This window comes from Sphingomonas ginsenosidimutans (assembly GCF_002374835.1).
Lineage (GTDB): Bacteria > Pseudomonadota > Alphaproteobacteria > Sphingomonadales > Sphingomonadaceae > Sphingomonas > Sphingomonas ginsenosidimutans.
In genome coordinates this window covers 268,894-288,828 of the sequence record NZ_NWVD01000002.1, presented here as the reverse complement: position 1 = coordinate 288,828, position 19,935 = coordinate 268,894, and the positions used below count along the sequence as shown (strand labels likewise).

General features: G+C 68.9%; 19 protein-coding genes. 11 read left to right on the top strand and 8 right to left on the bottom strand.

Annotated elements, in window-relative coordinates; all coding sequences use genetic code 11:
- Nucleotides 1-2: 2 nt before the first annotated feature.
- A complete protein-coding gene (locus tag COA17_RS06900) occupies nucleotides 3-890 on the bottom strand; it encodes a UDP-2,3-diacylglucosamine diphosphatase (protein ID WP_066487450.1) in 888 nt (295 codons plus the stop codon).
- Nucleotides 891-1,158: 268 nt separating this feature from the next.
- On the opposite strand from COA17_RS06900, the gene COA17_RS06895 reads away from it, so the two are divergent.
- A complete protein-coding gene (locus COA17_RS06895) occupies nucleotides 1,159-1,422 on the top strand; it encodes a hypothetical protein (protein ID WP_070321420.1) in 264 nt (87 codons plus the stop codon).
- A 55-nt stretch (nucleotides 1,423-1,477) separates the two neighbouring features.
- Here the strand turns inward: COA17_RS06895 and COA17_RS06890 are convergent, their stop codons facing one another.
- Nucleotides 1,478-2,479 carry an NAD(P)H-quinone oxidoreductase gene (locus COA17_RS06890; protein ID WP_231738648.1) on the bottom strand — a complete coding sequence of 334 codons (1,002 nt, stop codon included), beginning with the start codon at nucleotides 2,477-2,479 and terminating at the stop codon, nucleotides 1,478-1,480.
- A 76-nt stretch (nucleotides 2,480-2,555) separates the two neighbouring features.
- Here COA17_RS06890 and COA17_RS06885 point away from each other — a divergent pair, with 76 nt between their 5' ends.
- The 5 genes from COA17_RS06885 (at nucleotide 2,556) to COA17_RS06865 (ending at nucleotide 9,108) form a co-directional block, all read left to right on the top strand.
- A complete protein-coding gene (locus COA17_RS06885; protein ID WP_066486774.1) occupies nucleotides 2,556-2,753 on the top strand; it encodes a DUF1192 domain-containing protein in 198 nt (65 codons plus the stop codon).
- Nucleotides 2,754-2,904: 151 nt separating this feature from the next.
- Entirely contained in the window at nucleotides 2,905-5,232 is a 2,328-nt protein-coding gene (gene clpA / locus COA17_RS06880; RefSeq protein ID WP_096611176.1) for an ATP-dependent Clp protease ATP-binding subunit ClpA, read from the top strand.
- Nucleotides 5,233-5,384: 152 nt separating this feature from the next.
- Nucleotides 5,385-7,058 carry a GGDEF domain-containing protein gene (locus COA17_RS06875; RefSeq protein ID WP_096611174.1) on the top strand — a complete coding sequence of 558 codons (1,674 nt, stop codon included), beginning with the start codon at nucleotides 5,385-5,387 and terminating at the stop codon, nucleotides 7,056-7,058.
- Between the two features lie 57 nt (nucleotides 7,059-7,115).
- Nucleotides 7,116-7,331 carry a hypothetical protein gene (locus tag COA17_RS06870; protein ID WP_070321418.1) on the top strand — a complete coding sequence of 72 codons (216 nt, stop codon included), beginning with the start codon at nucleotides 7,116-7,118 and terminating at the stop codon, nucleotides 7,329-7,331.
- A gap of 79 nt (nucleotides 7,332-7,410) precedes the next feature.
- Nucleotides 7,411-9,108: a long-chain-fatty-acid--CoA ligase gene (locus COA17_RS06865; protein WP_096611172.1), complete on the top strand. Its 1,698-nt coding sequence runs from the start codon at nucleotides 7,411-7,413 to the stop codon at nucleotides 9,106-9,108.
- Nucleotides 9,109-9,124: 16 nt separating this feature from the next.
- On the opposite strand, the gene COA17_RS06860 is transcribed toward COA17_RS06865, so the two are convergent.
- Nucleotides 9,125-10,483, bottom strand: a complete 1,359-nt coding sequence (locus COA17_RS06860) for an NAD-dependent succinate-semialdehyde dehydrogenase (protein WP_096611170.1) — start codon at nucleotides 10,481-10,483, stop codon at nucleotides 9,125-9,127.
- Between the two features lie 102 nt (nucleotides 10,484-10,585).
- Here COA17_RS06860 and COA17_RS06855 point away from each other — a divergent pair, with 102 nt between their 5' ends.
- From COA17_RS06855 to queA, 5 genes are all read left to right on the top strand, one after another.
- The gene (locus COA17_RS06855) at nucleotides 10,586-10,825 is read left to right on the top strand and encodes an exodeoxyribonuclease VII small subunit (RefSeq protein ID WP_066488537.1); all 240 of its coding nucleotides are present in this window, start codon (nucleotides 10,586-10,588) and stop codon (nucleotides 10,823-10,825) included.
- Nucleotides 10,822-11,730: a polyprenyl synthetase family protein gene (locus COA17_RS06850; RefSeq protein ID WP_096611168.1), complete on the top strand. Its 909-nt coding sequence runs from the start codon at nucleotides 10,822-10,824 to the stop codon at nucleotides 11,728-11,730. Before COA17_RS06855 ends, COA17_RS06850 begins: the two co-directional genes overlap by 4 nt.
- A gap of 61 nt (nucleotides 11,731-11,791) precedes the next feature.
- Nucleotides 11,792-12,304 carry a pantetheine-phosphate adenylyltransferase gene (coaD, locus tag COA17_RS06845; protein ID WP_066488533.1) on the top strand — a complete coding sequence of 171 codons (513 nt, stop codon included), beginning with the start codon at nucleotides 11,792-11,794 and terminating at the stop codon, nucleotides 12,302-12,304.
- Between the two features lie 105 nt (nucleotides 12,305-12,409).
- Nucleotides 12,410-13,096 carry a peptidylprolyl isomerase gene (locus COA17_RS06840; protein WP_096611166.1) on the top strand — a complete coding sequence of 229 codons (687 nt, stop codon included), beginning with the start codon at nucleotides 12,410-12,412 and terminating at the stop codon, nucleotides 13,094-13,096.
- Nucleotides 13,097-13,110: 14 nt separating this feature from the next.
- Nucleotides 13,111-14,136, top strand: coding sequence for a tRNA preQ1(34) S-adenosylmethionine ribosyltransferase-isomerase QueA (gene queA, locus COA17_RS06835; protein ID WP_096611164.1), 1,026 nt, complete (start codon nucleotides 13,111-13,113; stop codon nucleotides 14,134-14,136).
- A gap of 10 nt (nucleotides 14,137-14,146) precedes the next feature.
- Here queA and COA17_RS06830 read toward each other — a convergent pair whose 3' ends face one another.
- The 5 genes from COA17_RS06830 to recQ form a co-directional block, all read right to left on the bottom strand.
- A complete protein-coding gene (locus COA17_RS06830) occupies nucleotides 14,147-14,746 on the bottom strand; it encodes a UPF0149 family protein (RefSeq protein WP_281253305.1) in 600 nt (199 codons plus the stop codon).
- Nucleotides 14,747-14,799: 53 nt separating this feature from the next.
- Entirely contained in the window at nucleotides 14,800-17,076 is a 2,277-nt protein-coding gene (locus tag COA17_RS06825) for an NADP-dependent malic enzyme (RefSeq protein ID WP_096611160.1), read from the bottom strand.
- Between the two features lie 98 nt (nucleotides 17,077-17,174).
- Nucleotides 17,175-17,564, bottom strand: coding sequence for a hypothetical protein (locus COA17_RS06820; RefSeq protein WP_141397039.1), 390 nt, complete (start codon nucleotides 17,562-17,564; stop codon nucleotides 17,175-17,177).
- Nucleotides 17,565-17,574: 10 nt separating this feature from the next.
- On the bottom strand, nucleotides 17,575-18,006 hold the full coding sequence (locus COA17_RS06815; protein ID WP_066488545.1) for a protein tyrosine phosphatase family protein: 432 nt from the start codon (nucleotides 18,004-18,006) through the stop codon (nucleotides 17,575-17,577).
- A 29-nt stretch (nucleotides 18,007-18,035) separates the two neighbouring features.
- Entirely contained in the window at nucleotides 18,036-19,814 is a 1,779-nt protein-coding gene (recQ, locus tag COA17_RS06810; protein ID WP_096611156.1) for a DNA helicase RecQ, read from the bottom strand.
- Nucleotides 19,815-19,935: the final 121 nt, after the last annotated feature.

Here is a 19,935-nt window from a genome sequence, read left to right as displayed (position 1 = left end):
GCTCAGGCCGCGGCCAGCGCGAGCGGGGCCTCGGCGGCTTCGCGGCGCGCGATCTCGTCGGCCCAGTGGAGGATCTCCATCCGGCCGTCGAAATGCTCGACCAGCGCGGTGCATCCCTCCACCCAGTCGCCGTCGTTGTAATAGGCGACGCCCGCGATCTCGCGGATCTCGGCGGTGTGGATATGCCCGCATACCACCCCGTCGACACCGCGGCTGCCCGCCGCCTCCGCCACGATCTCCTCGAACCGGGAGATGAACGCGACCGCGTTCTTCACCTTGGCCTTGGCATGCTTGCTGAGCGACCAATAGGGCATGCCGAACTTGCGGCGCACCGCGCTGACCGCGCGGTTCAGCGTCATCAGCGCGGTATAGGCCGCATCGCCGACATGCGCGAGCCAGCGGTGCGACAGCGTGATCGCGTCGAATTCGTCGCCATGCAGCACCAAAAGGCGGCGGCCGTCGGCGGTTTCGTGCACCGCCTTGCGCCGGATCTTGATCCCGCCGAAGTCGAGGCCCGCGAACTGGCGGAACATCTCGTCATGGTTGCCGGGGATATAGACCATCCGCGTGCCGCGCCGCGCGCGCTTCATCAACCGCCAGATGACGTCGTTGTGCGCGGCGGGCCAGAAGAACCTCTTCTTCAGCTGCCAGCCGTCGATAATGTCGCCGACCAGATACATCGTGTCGCTGTCGACATGGTCGAGGAAGTCGATCAGCATGTCGGCATTGCAGCCGCGCGTGCCCAAATGCACGTCGCTGATCCAGATCGTGCGATAGCGACGGCGGTCGCCGCTCGCCTGTTCGGGGCGATGCGGGCGCGAGTTCGCGAAATCGAACAGGTCGGTGACGTCGGCGAAATGGCCGGTGGCGTCGGTCGCGTCGGTCGTCATGTCCGTCAGCTGCATCGGGGTCATCCTCCCTCGCCCGCCAGCTATGCCGCCGGTATATTACGCCGCCATCACGCGGCCGTGACGGTTGCGCGGCCGCCACGTGACGGTTGTGGGTCAGTCGCGCCCGCCCGCTGTTGCAGCGCGGGCACGGTCGGCGCGAGAAATGCCGCTGTCGCGTGACTGCAACATGGCGCTGCTTTAGGGGCGGGATGCGCGCCCGGCGTAACGTCCGCGCTATGCAGGGCCGGGTGCGTCAGGGAGAAGTTCGATGATCGGTTTCACCAAGTTCACCGGCGCCGTCGCCGCCGCGGCGCTGCTGTCGCTGTCCACCGTCGCCGCCGCGGCGCCCGCCAATCCGGCCGCGTCGCTGTCGGTCGCCAAGAGCGCGCGTGCCGCCGCGCCGGCCGCCAAGTCGAGCAAGATCGGCGCCGCCGTGCCGGGCACGACGCTGATCAGCATCGGCATCCTGGCGGCGCTGACCGTCGGCGTGCTGGTCGCCACCGGCGGCGACGACGACAGCGACAGCAACTAAGCCTCGTTACCCCCGGGCGGCGCGCTCGCCGCCCGGACATTCCGCGCCGTCGGCGTCATTCGACGGTCAGCACGATCTTTCCGACATGGTCGCCCGCCTCCATCCGGCGGTGCGCGTCCGCCGCCTGGTCGAGCGGGAAGGTGCGGTCGATCACCGGCTTCAACCGGCCTTCGGCGACATGCGGCCAGACGGTACGCGCGATCTCGTCGGTGACCAGCGCCTTGAACCCCGCATCGCGCGCGCGCAGCGTCGATCCGGTCAGCGTCAGCCGCCGCCGCATGATCTCGAACAGCGGGACGGTCGCGTTCGCGCCACCCTGTACCGCGATCGACACGTGGCGCCCGTCGTCCGCCAGGCATTTCAGGTTGCGCGGCACGTAATCGCCGCCGACCATGTCGAGCACCGCCGCGCAGCCGCGCCCGCCGGTAATCTCCTTCACCCGCTCGACGAAATCCTCCATCTTGTAATTGATCGCATGATTCGCGCCCAGCGCGCGGGCGGCCCGGGCTTTGTCGTCCGATCCGACGGTGACGATGATCTCCAGCCCGAACAATCGCGACAGCGCGATCGCCATCGTGCCGATCCCCGACGTGCCGCCATGGACCAGCACGGTATCGCCCTCCACCGCGAAGGCGCGTTCGAACAGGTTGGTCCACACCGTGTACAGCGTCTCCGGCATGGCGGCGGCCTCCACCATCGTCAGCGCAGCGGGGACGGGCAGGCATTGCGCGGCGGGGGCGAGGACATAATCGGCATAGCCGCCGCCCCCGACCAGCGCGCAGACCCGCTGACCCAGCAGCGCCGGCTCGGCCCCGCTGCCCAATGCAACGACGGTGCCCGACACCTCCAGCCCGGGGATCGGGGGCGCCCCCGGCGGCGGCGGGTAGAGGCCGCGACGCTGCATCACGTCGGGGCGGTTCACCCCGGCGGCGGCGACGCGGATCAGCACCTCGTCCGCGTCGGCGACGGGGATCGGGCGCTCCACGACGCGCAAGACCTCCGGTCCGCCGACCGCTTCCGGATCGATCGCCCGCATCGTCTGTGGTCCGTCGCTCATCGCCTCGCCCGTCCCCCTCGTGCGGCTGGTCGATCGCCTTATTGACTTGGCGCCGCGGCCGGTCAACGTTCGTCATGTGGACCTGGACGACATCCTTGGGCCGCGGCCCGACGACCCGCTGACCGCGCTGATTGCGCAGGATCTCGATCGCCTGTCGGTGGCCGAGCTGGAGGCGCGGGTGAAGGCGCTTGAGGCGGAGATCGCGCGCACCCGCCGCAAGATCGACGGCGCGGTCACCCACCGGGCCAGCGCCGACGCGCTGTTCAGGCGGTGAGCGTTTCCGCACCGACGCGGCGGTCCCGGCCGGCCGGCGGTGCGACATTCCCCGCGCCTGACCGGGGGGCGCTTGATGCGCGGCCCGTCGATCACGACATTCGTGTGAAAGGCGGCATGTCCCCTGCGTGCCGCCTGCTAGGAGTATCGTAATGCCTTCATTCGCCAGCGCTCTCGAGACCACGCTGCACAAGGCGCTCGAGGCCGCTTCCTCGCGCCGTCACGAATATGCGACGCTGGAACATCTGCTGCTCGCGCTGATCGACGACGAACATGCCAGCCAGGTGATGACCGCGTGCGGGGTGGATACGGGCGAGCTGAAGACCACGGTCGCGCATTATCTCGACACCGAGCTGGGCGCGCTGAAGGTCGATGCCGCGACCGATCCGTCGCCGACCAGCGGTTTCCAGCGCGTGGTCCAGCGCGCGATCCTGCACGTCCAGTCGTCCGGCCGCGACGAGGTGACCGGCGCCAACGTGCTGGTCGCGCTGTTTTCCGAACGAGAAAGCTACGCGGTCTATTTCCTGCAGCAGCAGGACATGAGCCGGCTGGATGCGGTCAGCTATATCAGCCACGGCGTCGGCAAGGGCAATGCCACGCCCGAAGCGACGAGCGTGAAGGGCGCCGCCGAGGAGGAGAAAAAGGAAAAGGCCGAGGCGGGCGGCAAGAAGGGCGAAAGCGCGCTCAAGCAGTTCACCGTCGACCTCAACGAAAAGGCCAAGATCGGCAAGGTCGATCCGCTGATCGGGCGGTCGGCGGAGGTCGACCGCACGGTGCAGATCCTGTGCCGCCGGTCGAAGAACAACCCGCTGTACGTGGGCGATCCGGGCGTCGGCAAGACCGCGATCGCCGAGGGGCTGGCGCGCAAGATCGTTGAGGGCGACGTGCCCGACGTGCTGAAGCCCGCCGTCATCTATTCGCTAGACATGGGCGCGTTGCTGGCGGGCACCCGCTATCGCGGCGATTTCGAGGAGCGGCTGAAGGCGGTCGTCAACGAGCTGGAAAAGCTGCCCGACGCGGTGCTGTTCATCGACGAAATCCACACCGTGATCGGCGCAGGCGCGACCAGCGGGGGCGCGATGGACGCGTCGAACCTGCTCAAGCCGGCGCTGTCGGGCGGTACGATCCGCTGCATCGGATCGACCACCTACAAGGAGTTCCGCAACCACTTCGAGAAGGACCGCGCGCTGCTGCGCCGGTTCCAGAAGATCGACGTCAACGAACCGACGATCGAGGACACGATCAAGATCCTGGCGGGCCTGCGCTCCGCGTTCGAGGAGCATCACAGCGTCAAGTACACGCCCGATGCGATCAAGAGCGCGGTGGAACTGTCGGCGCGCTACATCAACGACCGCAAGCTGCCCGACAAGGCGATCGACGTGATCGACGAGGTGGGCGCGATGCAGATGCTGGTGCCGCCGTCGAAGCGCAAGAAGACGATCACCCCCAAGGAGATCGAGGCGGTGATCGCCACCATGGCGCGCATCCCCCCGAAAAGCGTGTCGACCGACGACAAGAAGCAGCTGGAGACGCTGGAAACCGACCTGAAGCGGGTCGTGTTCGGGCAGAATGTCGCGATCGAGAAGCTGGCGTCGGCGATCAAGCTGGCGCGTGCGGGGCTGCGCGAACCGGAAAAGCCGATCGGCAACTACCTGTTCACCGGCCCGACCGGCGTCGGCAAGACCGAGGTGGCCAAGCAATTGTCGACGATCCTGGGCATCCCGCTCCAGCGGTTCGACATGAGCGAATATATGGAGCGGCACTCGGTCAGCCGGCTGATCGGTGCGCCCCCGGGCTATGTCGGGTTCGACCAGGGCGGACTGTTGACCGATGCGGTCGACCAGAACCCGCATTGCGTGCTGCTGCTCGACGAGATCGAGAAGGCGCATCCCGATCTGTTCAACATCCTGTTGCAGGTGATGGACAACGGCCGCCTGACCGACCAGCACGGCAAGACCGTCGATTTCCGCAACGTCATCCTCATCATGACGACCAATGCGGGCGCGTCCGACATGGCGCGCGAGACGGTCGGCTTCGGCAACCTGACCCGCGAGGGTGAGGACGAGCAGGCGGTGCAGCGGATGTTCACGCCGGAATTCCGCAACCGCCTCGATGCGATCGTGCCGTTCGGCTATCTGCCGACCGAGGTGGTCGCGCGCGTCGTCGACAAGTTCATCCTCCAGCTGGAGCTGCAGCTGGCCGACCGTGACGTCCATATCAAGCTGGGTGAGGAGGCCAAGAAGTGGCTGACCGAGAAGGGCTATGACAAATTGTACGGCGCGCGACCGATGGGCCGGCTGATCCAAGAGAAGATCAAGCAGCCGCTGGCCGAGGAACTGCTGTTCGGCAAGCTGGTGCACGGCGGCGAGGTGACGGTGCATCTGAAGGACGGCGCGCTCACCTTCGCGATCGAACCGGCCGCGCCGAAGAAGCCGGGCAAGAAGAAGGGTGGCAAGGCCGCGCCGGTCGAGGCCGGCTGACGCCCCCGGCGCCGACCGAAAGGCGTTGTTGACGAACGGGCCGGGTGCCGCACCCGGCCCGTTTTCTTTTGCGGTCATCTGCACGCGCGAAATTTCGCCGGTCATCCGGGTATTTACCTTCCCTTTGCCTCCGCGCTGCTAGGGGGCAGCGGATGGTGCCGCACCTGTTCCGTTCCTGGCTGGTCCTGCTTGCTGCGTTCGTGGCGGCTGGCGTCGCCATGGGCTGGGCATCGCCGGCGGCGGCGTGGAGCGGGGCGCCGGTGGCGACCTGCCTCAAGCGGGTGGCGCCCGGTGACACGCCCGCGGCGATCTTCGCCCATCCGCACGGGTTCGACTGTTCGGGGCGGGAGCGGCGCTGGGGCGCGGGCGATTTCTGGGTGCTGTCGGCCCGACTTCCCACCGAGGGCGGGCAGCGATCGCTGGTGCGATCGGCGAGCGTCTATCAGGAAGCCGCGACGTTGTACGCGCGTGGCGATGACGGGCGGATCGCGCGAAACGCGTTCGACCGGCACAATGCATGGCAGCGATTGCGGATCGGTGCGTTCTTCGAACTGCCGATCCCGGTCGCCGATACACGCACCGTGCAATTGTTGTGGCGGGTGGAGGGCACGACCAACACGCGCGGGGTGGTGCTGAACCCGCGGTTGCTGACGGTCGGCGAGGGGCAGCACGACGACCTGATGCTGACCGCCTTCTACGCGGGCTTCGCCGGACTGTGCCTGTCGCTGCTGCTGTCGAACTTCGCGCTGTGGCGTGCGCTGCGGCAGGGGTATCACCCCTATTATTGCGCGATGATCCTGTCGCTGCTGGTCTACGCCGCCAGTTCGTCCGGATGGTTGGGCATCGTGACGGGGATGGACAACAATATCCGGCTGAAGCTGAATATCGCGCTGCTGGGCGGGGCGATCATCAGTGCGATCGCGTTCGCGCGCGTGTTCCTGGGCGGGCAGATGATGCCCGAGGCGGTGCGCCGGCTGACGCAGGCGGCGATGGTGTTCCTGGCCGGCGCGGTGGCGACCTATCTGATCGTGTGGCCGCACTGGCCGCTGGCGGTCGACCGGCTGCTGCTGGTGGCGTTCTCCGCCGCGCTGGCGCTGGTGGTGCCGGTGCTGTGGGGTGCATGGCGCGCGCGCGTGCCCTATGCACGGATCTTCGCGATCGCGTGGAGCGCGCCGATCACGCTGGCAATGCTGCGGATCGTCCAGGCCGCCGGATGGATCGGGTGGAGCTTCTGGCTCGACAATTCGACGCTGGTATCGATGGCGCTGGAGGCATCGTTCAGCGCGCTGGCGATCGCGTGGCGGATCAAGGTCGTCAGCGAGGAGCGTGACGCCGCGCGCGAGAAGGAGACGCTGGCGCGGATGCTGGCGGACAGCGACGCGCTGACCGGGTTGCTGAACCGCCGCAGCTTCCTGCGCGAGGCGATCGGCGATCCGGCACCGCGGCTGCTGGTGCTGATCGACATCGATCATTTCCGCCGCGTCAACGAAACGCTGGGGCATGACGGCGGCGACGAGGTGCTGCGGGTGTTCGCCGCGGCGCTGCGCGAAGCGGCGCCGGCGGGCGCGCTGATCGCGCGGATGGGGGGCGAGGAATTCGCGATCCTGGTGCCCGCGCATCTGACCGGACTGCCCGAACAGGTGCTGGACACGATTCGCGGCGCACAGATGCCGTTCGACCTGAAGGTGACCGCTTCGATCGGCAGCGCGCTGGGCGTGATCGGAACCGAGGCGGATTGGGTCGTGCTGTACCGCGAGGCGGATCGCGCGCTGTACGACGCCAAGCGCGCCGGGCGCGACCGCGTGCGCTGGGTGAAAGCCGCGTGAAAACGCTCGAATCCGGGCCACGGTGCGTGTAGGGTCCAGGTTCGAGGGAGCAAGGCCATGAATCGTCAGCCGGATTATCGTCGCCGTCGGATCGTCGTCGCGGCCATGGCGCTGGGGCTGCTGGCGCTGTCGCAGCGCGAAATGCCCGTGATCGGGACGATCTCGATCGATGTCGACGCGGGTCACGCGCCCCAGATCGCCGCCACGCTGGCCCCGCCGCTGGACCGGGTCGCGATGGTGATGATCGACATCGGCGGGCGGCTGATTCGCTAACGCGGTCGACCCCGATCCTTCTGCGCCGGAATGCCGACGGCGGTTGCGGTCCCCGCAGCGCTTGCTTACAGTCGTGTCAATGACGGATGAGGAAGCCTGGCGCAGCGCCTATAGCCATCCGGTGCCCTGGGGCACCGATTATCCGCCGATGTCGATGGTCGACCTGTTCGACCAATCGGCGGCGCGCCATGCCGCGCGGCCGGCGATCGACTTCATGGGGCGGCGTTACGATTACGCGCATTTGGCCGATGCGGTGCGCCGCGTCGCGACCGGGCTGGCGCAGATCGGCGTGGGGAAGGGTGACCGCGTCGGGCTGTTCCTGCCCAACGTGCCGCATTATCTGGCGGCCTATCACGGGGCGCTGCGCGCGGGCGCGACGGTCGTCAATCTCTCGCCGCTCTATACCGTCGACGAACTGTGCCATCAGATCGAGGATTCGGGCACGCGCGTGCTGTTCACGCTGACCGCGGCGCAACTGCTGCCGACCGCGCTGGCGGTATTGGACAAGAGCGCGCTGGAGCGGGTGATCGTGGGGTCGGTCGCGGGCGCGCTGCCGCCGGCCAAATCGCTGCTGTACCGGTGGTTCAAGCGCGCCGAGACCGCGCCGCGTCCCGACGATCCGCGCGTCACCGCCTTTTCGCGGCTGATCGACAATCGCGGCGATGCGCCGCCCGCCGCGATCGACCCCGAGCGCGACATCGCGCTGCTGCAATATACCGGTGGGACGACCGGCGTGCCCAAGGGCGCGATGCTGACCCATGCGAATGTCGCGGCCAATGCGCGGCAGGTCGCCGATCTCGACCCGCATCGCGACGCTACCGACCGGATCCTCGGCGTGCTGCCGCTGTTCCACGTCTTCGCCAACACCTGCGTCATGAATCGGACGATCGCGACCGGCGGCGAGATGGTGCTGCTGCCGCGCTTCGATGCGAAGCAGGCGCTGGCCGCGATCACGCGCACGCGCCCGACCGCGCTGCCCGGCGTGCCGACCATGTACCAGGCGCTGCTGGATCATCCGGCGCTGGCGGGCACCGATTTTTCGTCACTGCGCGTCTGCATTTCCGGCGGCGCGCCGCTCAACGCCGAGTTGAAGCAACGGTGGGAGGCGGCGACCGGATCGGTCCTGGTCGAGGGATACGGACTGTCCGAATCGAGCGGGGTGCTGAGCGTCAATCCCTATGAGGGCGCGCAAAAGGCCGGAACGATCGGCCAGCCGCTGCCCGCGACGATCCTGCGGCTGGTCGACAAGGAAGACCCGGCGCGCGACGCCCTGCCGGGACAGCCGGGCGAGATCGTCGCGCGCGGGCCGCAGGTGATGGCGGGTTACTGGAACCGCCCGGATACCGACGGCACCACCTTCGCCACCGATGGCGAGGGGCGGCGCTGGCTGCGGACCGGGGATGTCGGGACGATCGACGCCGACGGGTTCGTCGCGATCGTCGACCGGCTGAAGGACATGATCGCGGTCGGCGGGTTCAAGGTCTTCCCCAGCCAGATCGAGGCGATCCTGTACCGCCATCCCGCGATCCGCGAGGCGCTGGTGATCGGGATGCCCGACGCCTATCGCGGCGAGGTGCCGCGTGCCTATGTTACACTGGCCGAGGAGGCCGCCGAGGGAATCGGCGGCCCCGCGCTGATGGCGTGGCTGAACCCGCAATTGGGCAAGCATGAACGGGTCGATGCGGTCGTCGTGCGCGATTCGCTGCCGAAGACGATGATCGGCAAGCTCAGCCGCAAGGATTTGCTGATCGAGGTGCGGGCAGCGGCAGGCGGCTGACCGCCCGCCGCCGGGATCAGCCGAACACGGTTTTCAGGTTCATGAATTCGTGGAGGCCGTAGGGGCCGAGCTCGCGCCCGTGACCCGACCGTTTCACCCCGCCGAACGGCGCCTCCGGCGAAGAAGCGAGCATCCGGTTCACCGCCGTCATCCCCGCTTCGATATCGCGGACGAAGCGTGCCTGTTCGTCGGTGTCGTTGGTCCATACCGACGACCCCAGCCCGAACGGCACGTCGTTGGCCAGCGCGATCGCGGCGTCGATGTCGTCGGCGCGGAACACCATGGCGATCGGGCCGAACACCTCTTCCTGCGCGACCGGGTGGTCGACGGGGACGTCGACGACGACGCCGGCGGACATGAACGCGCCGCGCCCCGGCAGCGCCTCGCCGCCCAGCAGCAGGCGCCCGCCTGCGGCCTTCAGCTGCTCGATCTGGTCCAGTACGGTGTCGCGCTGCTCGATGCTGGACAGCGGCCCCATGTCGGTGGCGGGGTCCATCGGGTCGCCGGTGGTGACCGCGCGCATTGCCGCGCAGAAGCGGTCGAGGAAGGCGTCGTACACATCGGCGTGGACGATCATCCGCTTGGCGCAGATGCACGACTGGCCGGTGTTCTGCACCCGCGCCTTGGCCGCAACCTGTGCGGCCTGGCCGAGGTCGGCGGACGGCATGACGATGAACGGGTCCGAGCCGCCCAGTTCCAGCACCACCTTCTTGAGCGCACGGCCAGCCGATTCGGCGACCTTCATCCCCGCCCCCTCGCTGCCGGTCAGCGTCACCGCGACGATGCGCGGGTCGGCGATCAGCGCATCGACCTTGTCGGCGCGGATCGGCAGGTTCTGGAACACGCCCGCGGGCGCGCCGGCGGCGATGATCGCCTCCTCGATCGCGGCGGCGCACCCTTGCGTCAGCGAGGCATGCTTGAGCAGCCCGACATTGCCCGCCAGCAATGTGGGTGCGACGAAGCGCACCACCTGCCAGTACGGGAAATTCCACGGCATCACCGCCAGCACCGGCCCCTGCGGCAGGTAATGGGTGGTGGCCGGGCCGGCGGCGGTCTGGATCGTCACCGGCTCCAGCATCGCCGGGCCATTCTGCGCATAATGGCGGAAGCCCGCGGCGCATTTCTCGACCTCGGCGATCGCGGAGGCGAGCGTCTTGCCCATTTCGCGCGTGGCGATTTCCGCCAGGCGGCGCTTGTCCGCCTCGAACCGTTCGGCGATCCGTTCGAGCAGCGCGGCGCGCTCGGTCAGGGGGACGCGCCGCCACTGGCGATAGGCATCGTGCGCGCGGGCGATGCGCGCCTCCAGCTCGTCGGTGGTCAGTTCGGCGAAGGTGGCGCCGGGCGTGCCGGTCGCGGGGTCGATGCTCTGGAACATGGTGGCGGTCAACGTATCACGCCGTGCGAGGTTCAGCGAGACGGCAACAGTTTCGCGCCGCCGTTCTTGACCCCCGGGGCGGCCCCGTCGCATAGCGGGGCGATGGAGCAGGACATCGAGACGCTGTCGTTCGAAGCGGGCTTGCGCGAACTCGAGGAGATCGTGGGGCGGCTGGAATCCGGCGATACTCCGCTGGAGGAGGCGATCCGCCTGTACGAGCGCGGCAGCGCGCTGCGCCAGCGGTGCGCCGACCGGCTGGACGCGGCGCAGGCGCGGATCGAGGCGATCCGCCTGGGCGCCGACGGCAAGCCCGCCGGCACGCAGCCGTTCGCCGCCGGATGACCGTCGTTACCACCGCCAACCCGGCGCTGCACGCCGCGCTGAAGGAAGTCGCGGCCGAAATGGATCGCCGCTTCGACGCGTTGCTGAAGGTGCCCGACGATCCGCGCGCGCCGCTGTACCGCGCGATGCGCCATGCGACGATTGGCGGGGGCAAGCGGTTGCGCCCGTTGCTGGTGTTCGCCACGGCGCGGCTGTTCGAGGTGTCGCGCGATGCCGCGGGCCGCGTGGCGACCGCGCTGGAGGCGATCCACGTCTATTCTCTGATCCATGACGACCTGCCCGCGATGGACGACGACGACCTGCGCCACGGCAAGCCGACGGTGCACAAGGTGTTTGACGAGGCGACCGCGATCCTGGCGGGCGATTGCCTCCACGCGCTGGCGTTCGAGGTGCTAGCCGATCCGGCGACCCATGCCGATCCGTTCGTCCGTGCCGAACTGATCGCCGATCTGGCGCGCGCCTCCGGCCCGTCGGGCATGGCCGGGGGGCAGGCGATGGACCTGGCCGCCGACGGCGCGCATTTCGACCTGGGCACCGTCACCCGGCTGCAGCAGATGAAGACCGGCGCGCTGATCGGCGCGGCGGTGGAGGCGGGCGCGATCCTGGGTGGCGTGGTGCCCGAGGGGCGTGTCCACCTGCGCGGCTATGCCCACGACCTGGGGCTGGCGTTCCAGATCGTCGACGACCTGATGGACGTCGAGGGCGACGAGAAGCTGGCGGGCAAGAAACTGCGTAAGGACGGCGAACAGGGCAAGGAGACGTTCGTCTCGTTGCTGGGGATCGAGCGCGCGCGCCAGCAGTCGCGGCTGCTGGTCGACCAGGCGATCGACCATCTGCGCTCCTATGGCACCGAAGCCGACCTCCTGCGCGCGATCGCCCGCTACGTCGTGGAGCGCGACCGGTGACCGACGCGGCCGTCGCACGTGCGGCACGCCGACCCATCCCCTCCTGCTGGTGACGAGCATCATGACCGCATCCCCCCGCATCGGCGTCTACCCCGGCACCTTCGACCCGATCACTTTGGGTCACATGGATATCATCCGGCGCGGCGCGAAGCTGGTCGACCGGCTGGTGATCGGGGTGACCACCAACCCCAGCAAGTCGCCGATGTTCTCGCTCGACGAACGCATGGCGATGGTCCGCCGCGAGGTGGAGGCGATCGGCGGGGAGATCCATGTCGTCAGTTTCGACGCGCTGCTGATGAACTTCGCCGAGCGCGAGGGGGCGAGCATGATCGTGCGAGGGCTGCGCGCGGTCGCCGACTTTGAATACGAATATCAGATGGCGGGCATGAACCAGCAGCTGAACGACCGGATCGAGACGGTCTTCCTGATGGCCGACGTGGGGTTGCAGCCGATCGCGTCGAAGCTGGTGAAGGAGATCGCGATGTTCGGCGGCGATATCGCCAAGTTCGTCAGCCCCGACGTGTGCCGCGACGTCGTGGCGCGCGTCGATAAGATCGGCCGGCGCGGCAGCTGACCGCCGCCCCCATAGACCGAGCGCGGGCGCCATCCATTCAGTTTGGCGCAAGCCGGCTTTTGCTTTAGGACCGCGCGGGTTCCCGCTTCTCGAACGAAAGTCACGATGCGTCCGTTCGCTATCCTCGCCGCCCTTGTGGCCGCGTTCGTCACTCTTCCCGCCATTGCGCAGACCACCGCCGCCGCGGCGCCGGTAGCCCCGCCGGCGATCACCGACAAGAGCAACATCTGGGTGCTGGACCTGTCCACCGGCGGGCGGGTGGAGATACTCCTGCGCCCCGACGTCGCACCCAAGATGGTCGAGCGGGTGAAGACGCTGACCCGCCAGCATTTCTATGACGGGCTGGTGTTCCATCGCGTCATCGACGGTTTCATGGCGCAGGGCGGCGATCCGCGCGGTGACGGCACCGGCGGCAGCCAGCTGCCCGACCTGCCGGCCGAGTTCAACTCGCTCCCGCATGTGCGCGGCGCGGTCGCCGCGGCGCGGTCGGAGAAGGAGGACAGCGCGAACAGCCAGTTCTACATCGTCTTCCAGCCGCGCTTCCAGCTCGACCGGAAATACACGGTGTTCGGCCGCGTGCTGACCGGCATGCCCTATGTCGACGCGATCGAACGCGGCGAGCCGCCGGCCAATCCGTCGCGGGTGCTCCACGCCTATATCGCCAGCGACAATCCCCCCGCCTATGCCCCGCCGCCGCCCGCGATCACCGCACCCGCGACGCTGCCGACGCTGCCGGGCACGACGCCGAAGAAGGCCAAGCCGCCGGTCCGGGCCAGCACCCGCCCGCGCTGAGGCGCGCGACGACGATGCTGGTCGACCTGTTCGATTTCGCGCTGCCGCCCGAGCGGATCGCGCTGCGCCCCGCCGCGCCGCGCGATGCCGCGCGGATGCTGGTGGTGACGCCCGTCGCGCTGGGCGACCGCATCGTGCGCGACCTGCCCGCGCAGCTGCGGCGCGGCGATCTGCTAGTGTTCAACGACACGCGCGTGATCCCGGCGCAGCTGGAGGGGACGCGCGGCGAGGCGCGGATCGGTGCGACGCTGCACAAGCGTGAAGGCCCGCGGCGCTGGCGCGCGTTCGTGCGCAACGCGCGGCGGCTGCGTGACGGCGACGTGATCGATTTCGGCGCCGGGGTCGCGGCGGCGGCGCGCGACCGGGCGGACGATGGCAGCTGGGCGCTGGAGTTCGCGGGCGACGAGCCGGTCGAGCTGCTGCTGGAGCGTGCCGGTCGGATGCCGCTGCCCCCCTATATCGCGGGCAAGCGCGCCACCGACGCGCGTGACGCCGACGATTACCAGACGATGTTCGCGAGCGAACCCGGCGCGGTGGCCGCGCCCACCGCGGCGCTGCATTTCACGCCGGAGCTGATGGCGGCGCTGGCGGCGGCGGGGATCGAGCATGCGACGCTGACGCTGCACGTCGGCGCGGGGACGTTCCTGCCGGTCAAGGCGGACGATACCGCCGATCACCGGATGCACGCCGAATGGGGGCGGATCGACCCCGCCACCGCCGACCGCCTCAACGCGGTGCGTGCCGCCGGCGGGCGCGTGATAGCAGTGGGCACCACCTCGCTACGGTTGATCGAGAGCGCCGCGGGCAAGGACGGCGTGATCCGCCCGTTCGAGGGCGACACCGCGATCTTCATCACGCCCGGTTACCGCTTCCGCGGCATCGACGGGCTGATGACCAATTTCCATTTGCCGCGCTCGACGCTGTTCATGCTGGTCTCGGCATTGATGGGTTTGGAGACGATGCAGGCAGCCTATGCGCATGCGATCGCGCAGGGATATCGCTTCTACAGCTACGGCGACGCATCGCTGCTGCTGCCCTGATCGCGCCCGGTCAGGCGGCGCAACATTTCTTGTGTTTGCGGCCCGACCCGCACGGGCAGGGATCGTTGCGGCCCGGCTTTGCAGTGGTGCGGCGCGCATCGCTTTCGTCGCGCCATTGCGCGATCGCGTCAGCCCAAACGGGGATCATCGCGGGAACTTCCGCGTCCAGAGCCTGATAATCCCCGTCGGACAGCTCGCCCGGATCGGCGGCATGACCGATCAGTCGGCTGAACCCGGCGAAGGCCGCGACCGCGGCCGGGTCGGTGGCCCGGCGCAGGCGGTTCCAGCCGTCGGGCGCCAATGTCATGGCGAGATCGAAACCGGCGATCCACGTCTCCCACAATGTCTCCCCGGTCCGCTCGTCATGATCGAGGATCGGGGAGACGGCGCCGGGTTCCTGCACCGCCAGCCACACGTCCTGGTAGTGGCGCGTCACCAGCGCGACGGCGCGGGCACGCTGCGCGGGGTCATCCATCGGCGGCTCGCCGCTCCACACGCGCGGCATCCAGCGCGCGGTGGGGACGGGATCGGGGCTGAGCGCGATGCCGGTGAGGAAGCCGTCCAGCTCCGGCAACAGCATGACGCCGTCGTCGTCGAGCCGTAGCAGCAGTTCCTCCAGTGCGGCGCGATCGTTCGCGCCGCCCGCGCCGGCAGGGCCGGCGATCAGCGTGCGATCCCGCCGGCCGCGAGCACCGCCAGCGTCACCAGTTCGCTGGCGGTCGCGGTCATCGCAGCGATCTGCACCGGCTTTTCCATGCCGACCAGCATCGGGCCGATCATCTGGTCGCCGCCCAGCTCGCGCAGCAGCTTGGCAGAGATATTGGCCGATTGCAGGCCCGGCATCACCAGCACATTGGCCGGTCCCGACAGGCGCGCGAACGGGTAGTTCGCCAGCTGGCGCGGGTTGAGCGCGACGTCGGGCGCCATTTCGCCCTCATATTCGAAGCCGACCTGCCGCTTGTCGAGCGCGGTCACCGCCTCGCGGATGTTGTCCAGCCACTGGCCCGACGGATTGCCGAAGGTGGAATAGCTGAGGAAGGCGACGCGCGGTTCGTGGCCCATGCGGCGCGCGACCGCGGCGGTCTGTTCCGCGATGTCGGCCAGTTCCTCCGCCGTCGGGCGTTCGTTGACGGTGGTGTCGGCGATGAACACGGTGTGCGACTGGCCGACCATCACATGGATGCCGAAGGCGGTGCGGCCGGGCACCGGATCGATCACGCGCCGCACCTCGCGCATCGACTGCGCCCAGGGGCGGGTGACGCCGGTGATCATCGCATCGGCCTCGCCCAGCTGAAGCAGGACGGAGCCGAAGATGTTGCGGTCCTGGTTGATCATCCGCTCGACCTCGCGGCGCAGGAAGCCGCGGCGCTGGAGGCGGGCGTAGAGGAAATCGACCATCCGCGGCACCAGTGGCGACACGCGGCTGTTGTGTAGTTCGTATTCTTCCGGATTGGCGATTCCGAGTTCGCGCAGCCGGTCGTACACGTCGTCGCGCCCGACCAGCACCGGCGTGCCATAGCCGCCTTCCTTGAAGGCGATCGCGGCGCGCAGCACCACTTCTTCCTCGCCCTCCGCGAACAGCACACGCTTGGGGTGCGCCTTGGCGCCTTCATAGGCAAGGCTGAGGACGGCCGTGGTCGGATTGAGCCGCGCGCGCAGCGCATCGCGATAGGCGGCCATGTCGAGGATCGGCTTGGTCGCGACACCCGAATCCATCGCCGCCTTCGCCACCGCGATCGACACCAGTTCCATCAGCCGCGGATCGAAGGGCGCGGGGATGATATATTCGGGGCCGAACGAATGCCGGACGCCATAGGCGGCGGCGACCTCTTCAGGCACGCGCTCACGCGCCAGTTCGGCGATCGCATTGGCGGCGGCGATCTTCATCGCATCGTTGATCCCCGTGGCGCGCACGTCCAGCGCGCCGCGGAAGATGAACGGGAAGCCCAGCACGTTATTGACCTGGTTCGGATAGTCCGAGCGGCCGGTGGCGACGATCGCGTCGGGGCGCGCGGCCTTCGCCAGTTCGGGGCGGATTTCCGGTTCCGGGTTGGCCATCGCGAAAATGATCGGCGCGGGCGCCATGTCCTTGACCATTTCCGGCTTGAGCGCGCCGGCGGCGGACAGGCCCAGGAACACGTCGGCGCCGTTCAGCGCCTCGGTCAGGGTGCGGCGGTCGGTGCTGGCGGCATGTGCGGACTGCCACTGGTTCACGCCGTCGCGCCCCTGGTAGATCACGCCGGTGCGATCGCAGATCAGGACGTTGTCGTGACGCACGCCCATCGCCTTGATGAGCTCGGTGCAGGCGATCGCCGCCGCGCCGGCACCGTTCACGACGACCTTCACGTCCTCCAGCTTGCGCCCGGTCAGCAGACAGGCATTGATGAGTCCGGCGGCGCAGATGATCGCGGTGCCGTGCTGGTCGTCGTGGAAGACCGGGATGTTCATCCGCTCGCGCAGCGTCTGCTCGATGATGAAACATTCGGGCGCTTTGATATCCTCGAGGTTGATACCCCCGAAGCTCGGTTCCAGCAGCGCGACCGCGTTGACGAAGGCGTCGACATCCTCGGTCGCGACCTCCAGGTCGATCGAATCGACGTCGGCGAACCGCTTGAACAGGACCGCCTTGCCCTCCATCACCGGCTTAGAGGCGAGCGCGCCCAGATTGCCCATGCCCAGGATCGCGGTGCCGTTAGAGATGACCGCGACCAGATTGCCCTTGGCCGTGTAGTCATAGGCGGTCGCCGGATCGTCGGCAATCGCGCGTACCGGCACGGCGACGCCGGGCGAGTAGGCGAGCGCCAGATCGCGCTGCGTCGCCATCGGTTTGGACGCTACGATCTCGATCTTGCCCGGGCGCCCTTCCGAATGGAACAGCAGCGCCTCGCGCTCGGAAAACTGGATGTTGCGGTCCTCGGTGGCGGTGCGCTCGTCGGTCATGTCCTGCCCTTAGGGAAAGCGGCGGGAAATGGGAACGGTCGGGATGCAAGCCGATACGATCAGGCAACAAATTCTCGCGGTCCGGCGACCCTCCGCCGTCAGGCGTCGGCCAGTTCGTCCATCGCGACCATTTCGGCGATCGCCGGCGCCATCGGCGCCTGCCCCAGCCGGCGGATGTCGAGCGCGGTGACCCCGACCAACGCCACATCGCCGAAACGCCGGTCGCCGGTTTCGACGACGATCCCGTCATAGGTCTGGCGCAGCATCGGCCATGCGACCTCCCGCCCCGACACCCGTCGCCCGCGGGTGCGCACCAGCGCGATCCGCGCGTCCGACAGCAGCACCAGTGCGGCGCGTCCATCGGCGGAGATTACCGCATCGACCGCCTGCGTCCCCGGCAGCGCGTCCAGCGCGGCGTCCAGCGCCTCGTCGATCGTGCGCATCATGCGATCGGGTCGGCCGATCCCCAGCAACGCCGCAAGCCCCATCGTCGCGCCCTCAGCCCTGCCGCTGCGCCACCGCGTCCATCAGCGGGCGCAGGCCGGAAATGTCATAGCCCGCGCCGGCCGCCTTGGCGGTCAGCGTGTCGGGATCCTCGCCCAGCCCGGCGCCGGCCAGCGCCCACAGGTTGCACGAGCGCGTCCCCGAGCGACAGTAGGCGAGCACCGGCCCCCCCGCATCCTCCAGCGCGGCGATCATCGCCTGTACCTGCGGAAAGGAGAAGCCCGCGTGCGTCACGGGGATCGCGGTGTACGACAGCCCGGCGGCCTCGGCCGCGGCGCGGATCGCGTCGCCGTCCGGCTGGCCCGCTTCCTCCCCGTCGGGGCGGTTGTTGACGATCGCGACATAACCCGCCGCAGCGATGGCGGGGAGGTCGTCAGGACGGATTTGCGGCGCGACCGCGATCATGGGGTCGATGGTTCGGAGCATGCGGCGACCGTAAACCAGCCGAATCGACATTACGAGTGGTCGGCGATCACTTTCAGGAAGGCATCGCCGTAGGTGTCCAGCTTACGCTGTCCCACGCCGGTAATCCGGCCCAGCGCAGCGGGCGTGGCGGGGCGCATCGCCGCCATGTCGCGCAGCACCGAATCATGGAAGATGACATAGGGCGGCACGCCCTGTTCCTTCGCCAGATCGCGGCGGCAGGCGCGCAACGCCTCGAACAGCGGATCGTCGACCGGATTGGCATCCGCACCGCCGCCCGCGCCGCGCCGCCGCCGCTCGCGCTTGGGCGGCTCGACCAGCGGCAGCGTCGCCTCGCCCTTCAGCAGCGCCCGCGCGGCAGGGCCGAATTCCAGACCACCGTGCGGATTGGTGCGCAGCGCGTCCTTCAGCAGCAGCGCGCGCGCCACCGGCTTGAGCAGCCGCAGCTCCTCCGCGGTGACGATGTTCCATACCGACAGCGCCTCATGCCCGTTCATCAGGCTGCGCTCGGTCGACTGGCCGGTCAGCACCTGCTCGATATAGCCCGCCCCGAACATCTGCCCGGTGCGGAACACCGCCGACAGATATTTCTGCGCCACCTGCGTCGCGTCGATCGCGGCGGGCGGGTTCAGGCAATTGTCGCAATTGCCGCAGGTTTCGGACGGATGCTCGCCGAAATGGCGCAGCAGGATCGCGCGGCGGCACCCCGCGGTCTCGACCAGCGCGCCCAACGACGTCAGCCGCGCGCGCTCCCCCGCCTGGCGGGCGGGTTCCACCTCGGCGATCCGCTGGCGCGCGCGCGCAAAATCCTCCGCGCCCCAGAACAGATGCGCGACCGCCGGGTCGCCGTCGCGCCCCGCGCGGCCGGTTTCCTGGTAATAGGCCTCGATCGACTTGGGCAGGCCGGCATGCGCGACGAAGCGGACGTCGGGCTTGTCGATCCCCATGCCGAACGCGATCGTGGCGCAGATCACCATATCCTCGGATTCGACGAAGGCGGCCTGGTTGGCGGCGCGCACGGATGCGTCGAGTCCGGCGTGATAGACGCGCACCGGGCGGCCGGTACGCGCGAGCGATTCGGCCATCTTCTCGGTTCCGGCGCGCGACTGGACATAGACGATGCCGGGGCCGGGGGTGCGTGCGATCAGGTCCGCGATCTGGCGCGGCGTATTGTCGCGCGGGGTGATCGTATAGCGGATGTTGGGCCGGTCGAACCCGGCGACGATCATCCCGTCATGCGGGATGCCGAGCTGTTCGAGGACATCAGCGCGGGTATGTTCGTCGGCCGTCGCCGTCAGCGCCAGCCGGGGGACGTCCGGGAACTGGTCCAGCAGCGGGCGGAGCAGGCGATAATCGGGGCGGAAATCATGCCCCCATTCGCTGACGCAATGCGCCTCGTCGATCGCGAACAGCGCGATGCGTCCGCGGTCCAGAAGCTCGCGGAAGTCGCCGGTCGAGGCGCGTTCGGGCGCGACGTAGAGCAGGTCCAGATCGCCGTCGAGGAAGCGCCCGCGCGTCTCGGCGCGATTCTCGTCCACGCTGGTCAGCGTCGCGGCGCGCAACCCCACCGCCTGCGCCGCGCGTAACTGGTCGTGCATCAGCGCGATCAGCGGGCTGACGACGACGCACGTGCCCTCCAACATCGCGGAGGGCAGCTGGTAGCATAGCGACTTGCCCGCGCCGGTCGGCATCACCGCCAGCGTCCGCTGCCCGGCGAGCACGCGCGCGACCACCTCCTCCTGCACGCCGCGAAACGCGGGGAAGCCGAAGATGCGGTGAAGCGCGGCGACGGGATCGCTGATGGCGGCCATCGCGGCGTCATCTAGGGCGGGGAGCGCCGGGGGACAACCGCCGTCGCCGATGACGTCGCCGATGAGATGGCGGGGAGGGGGGGTGGAACGCACGGGCGCGCGGCGCGTAGGGCGCTTCATA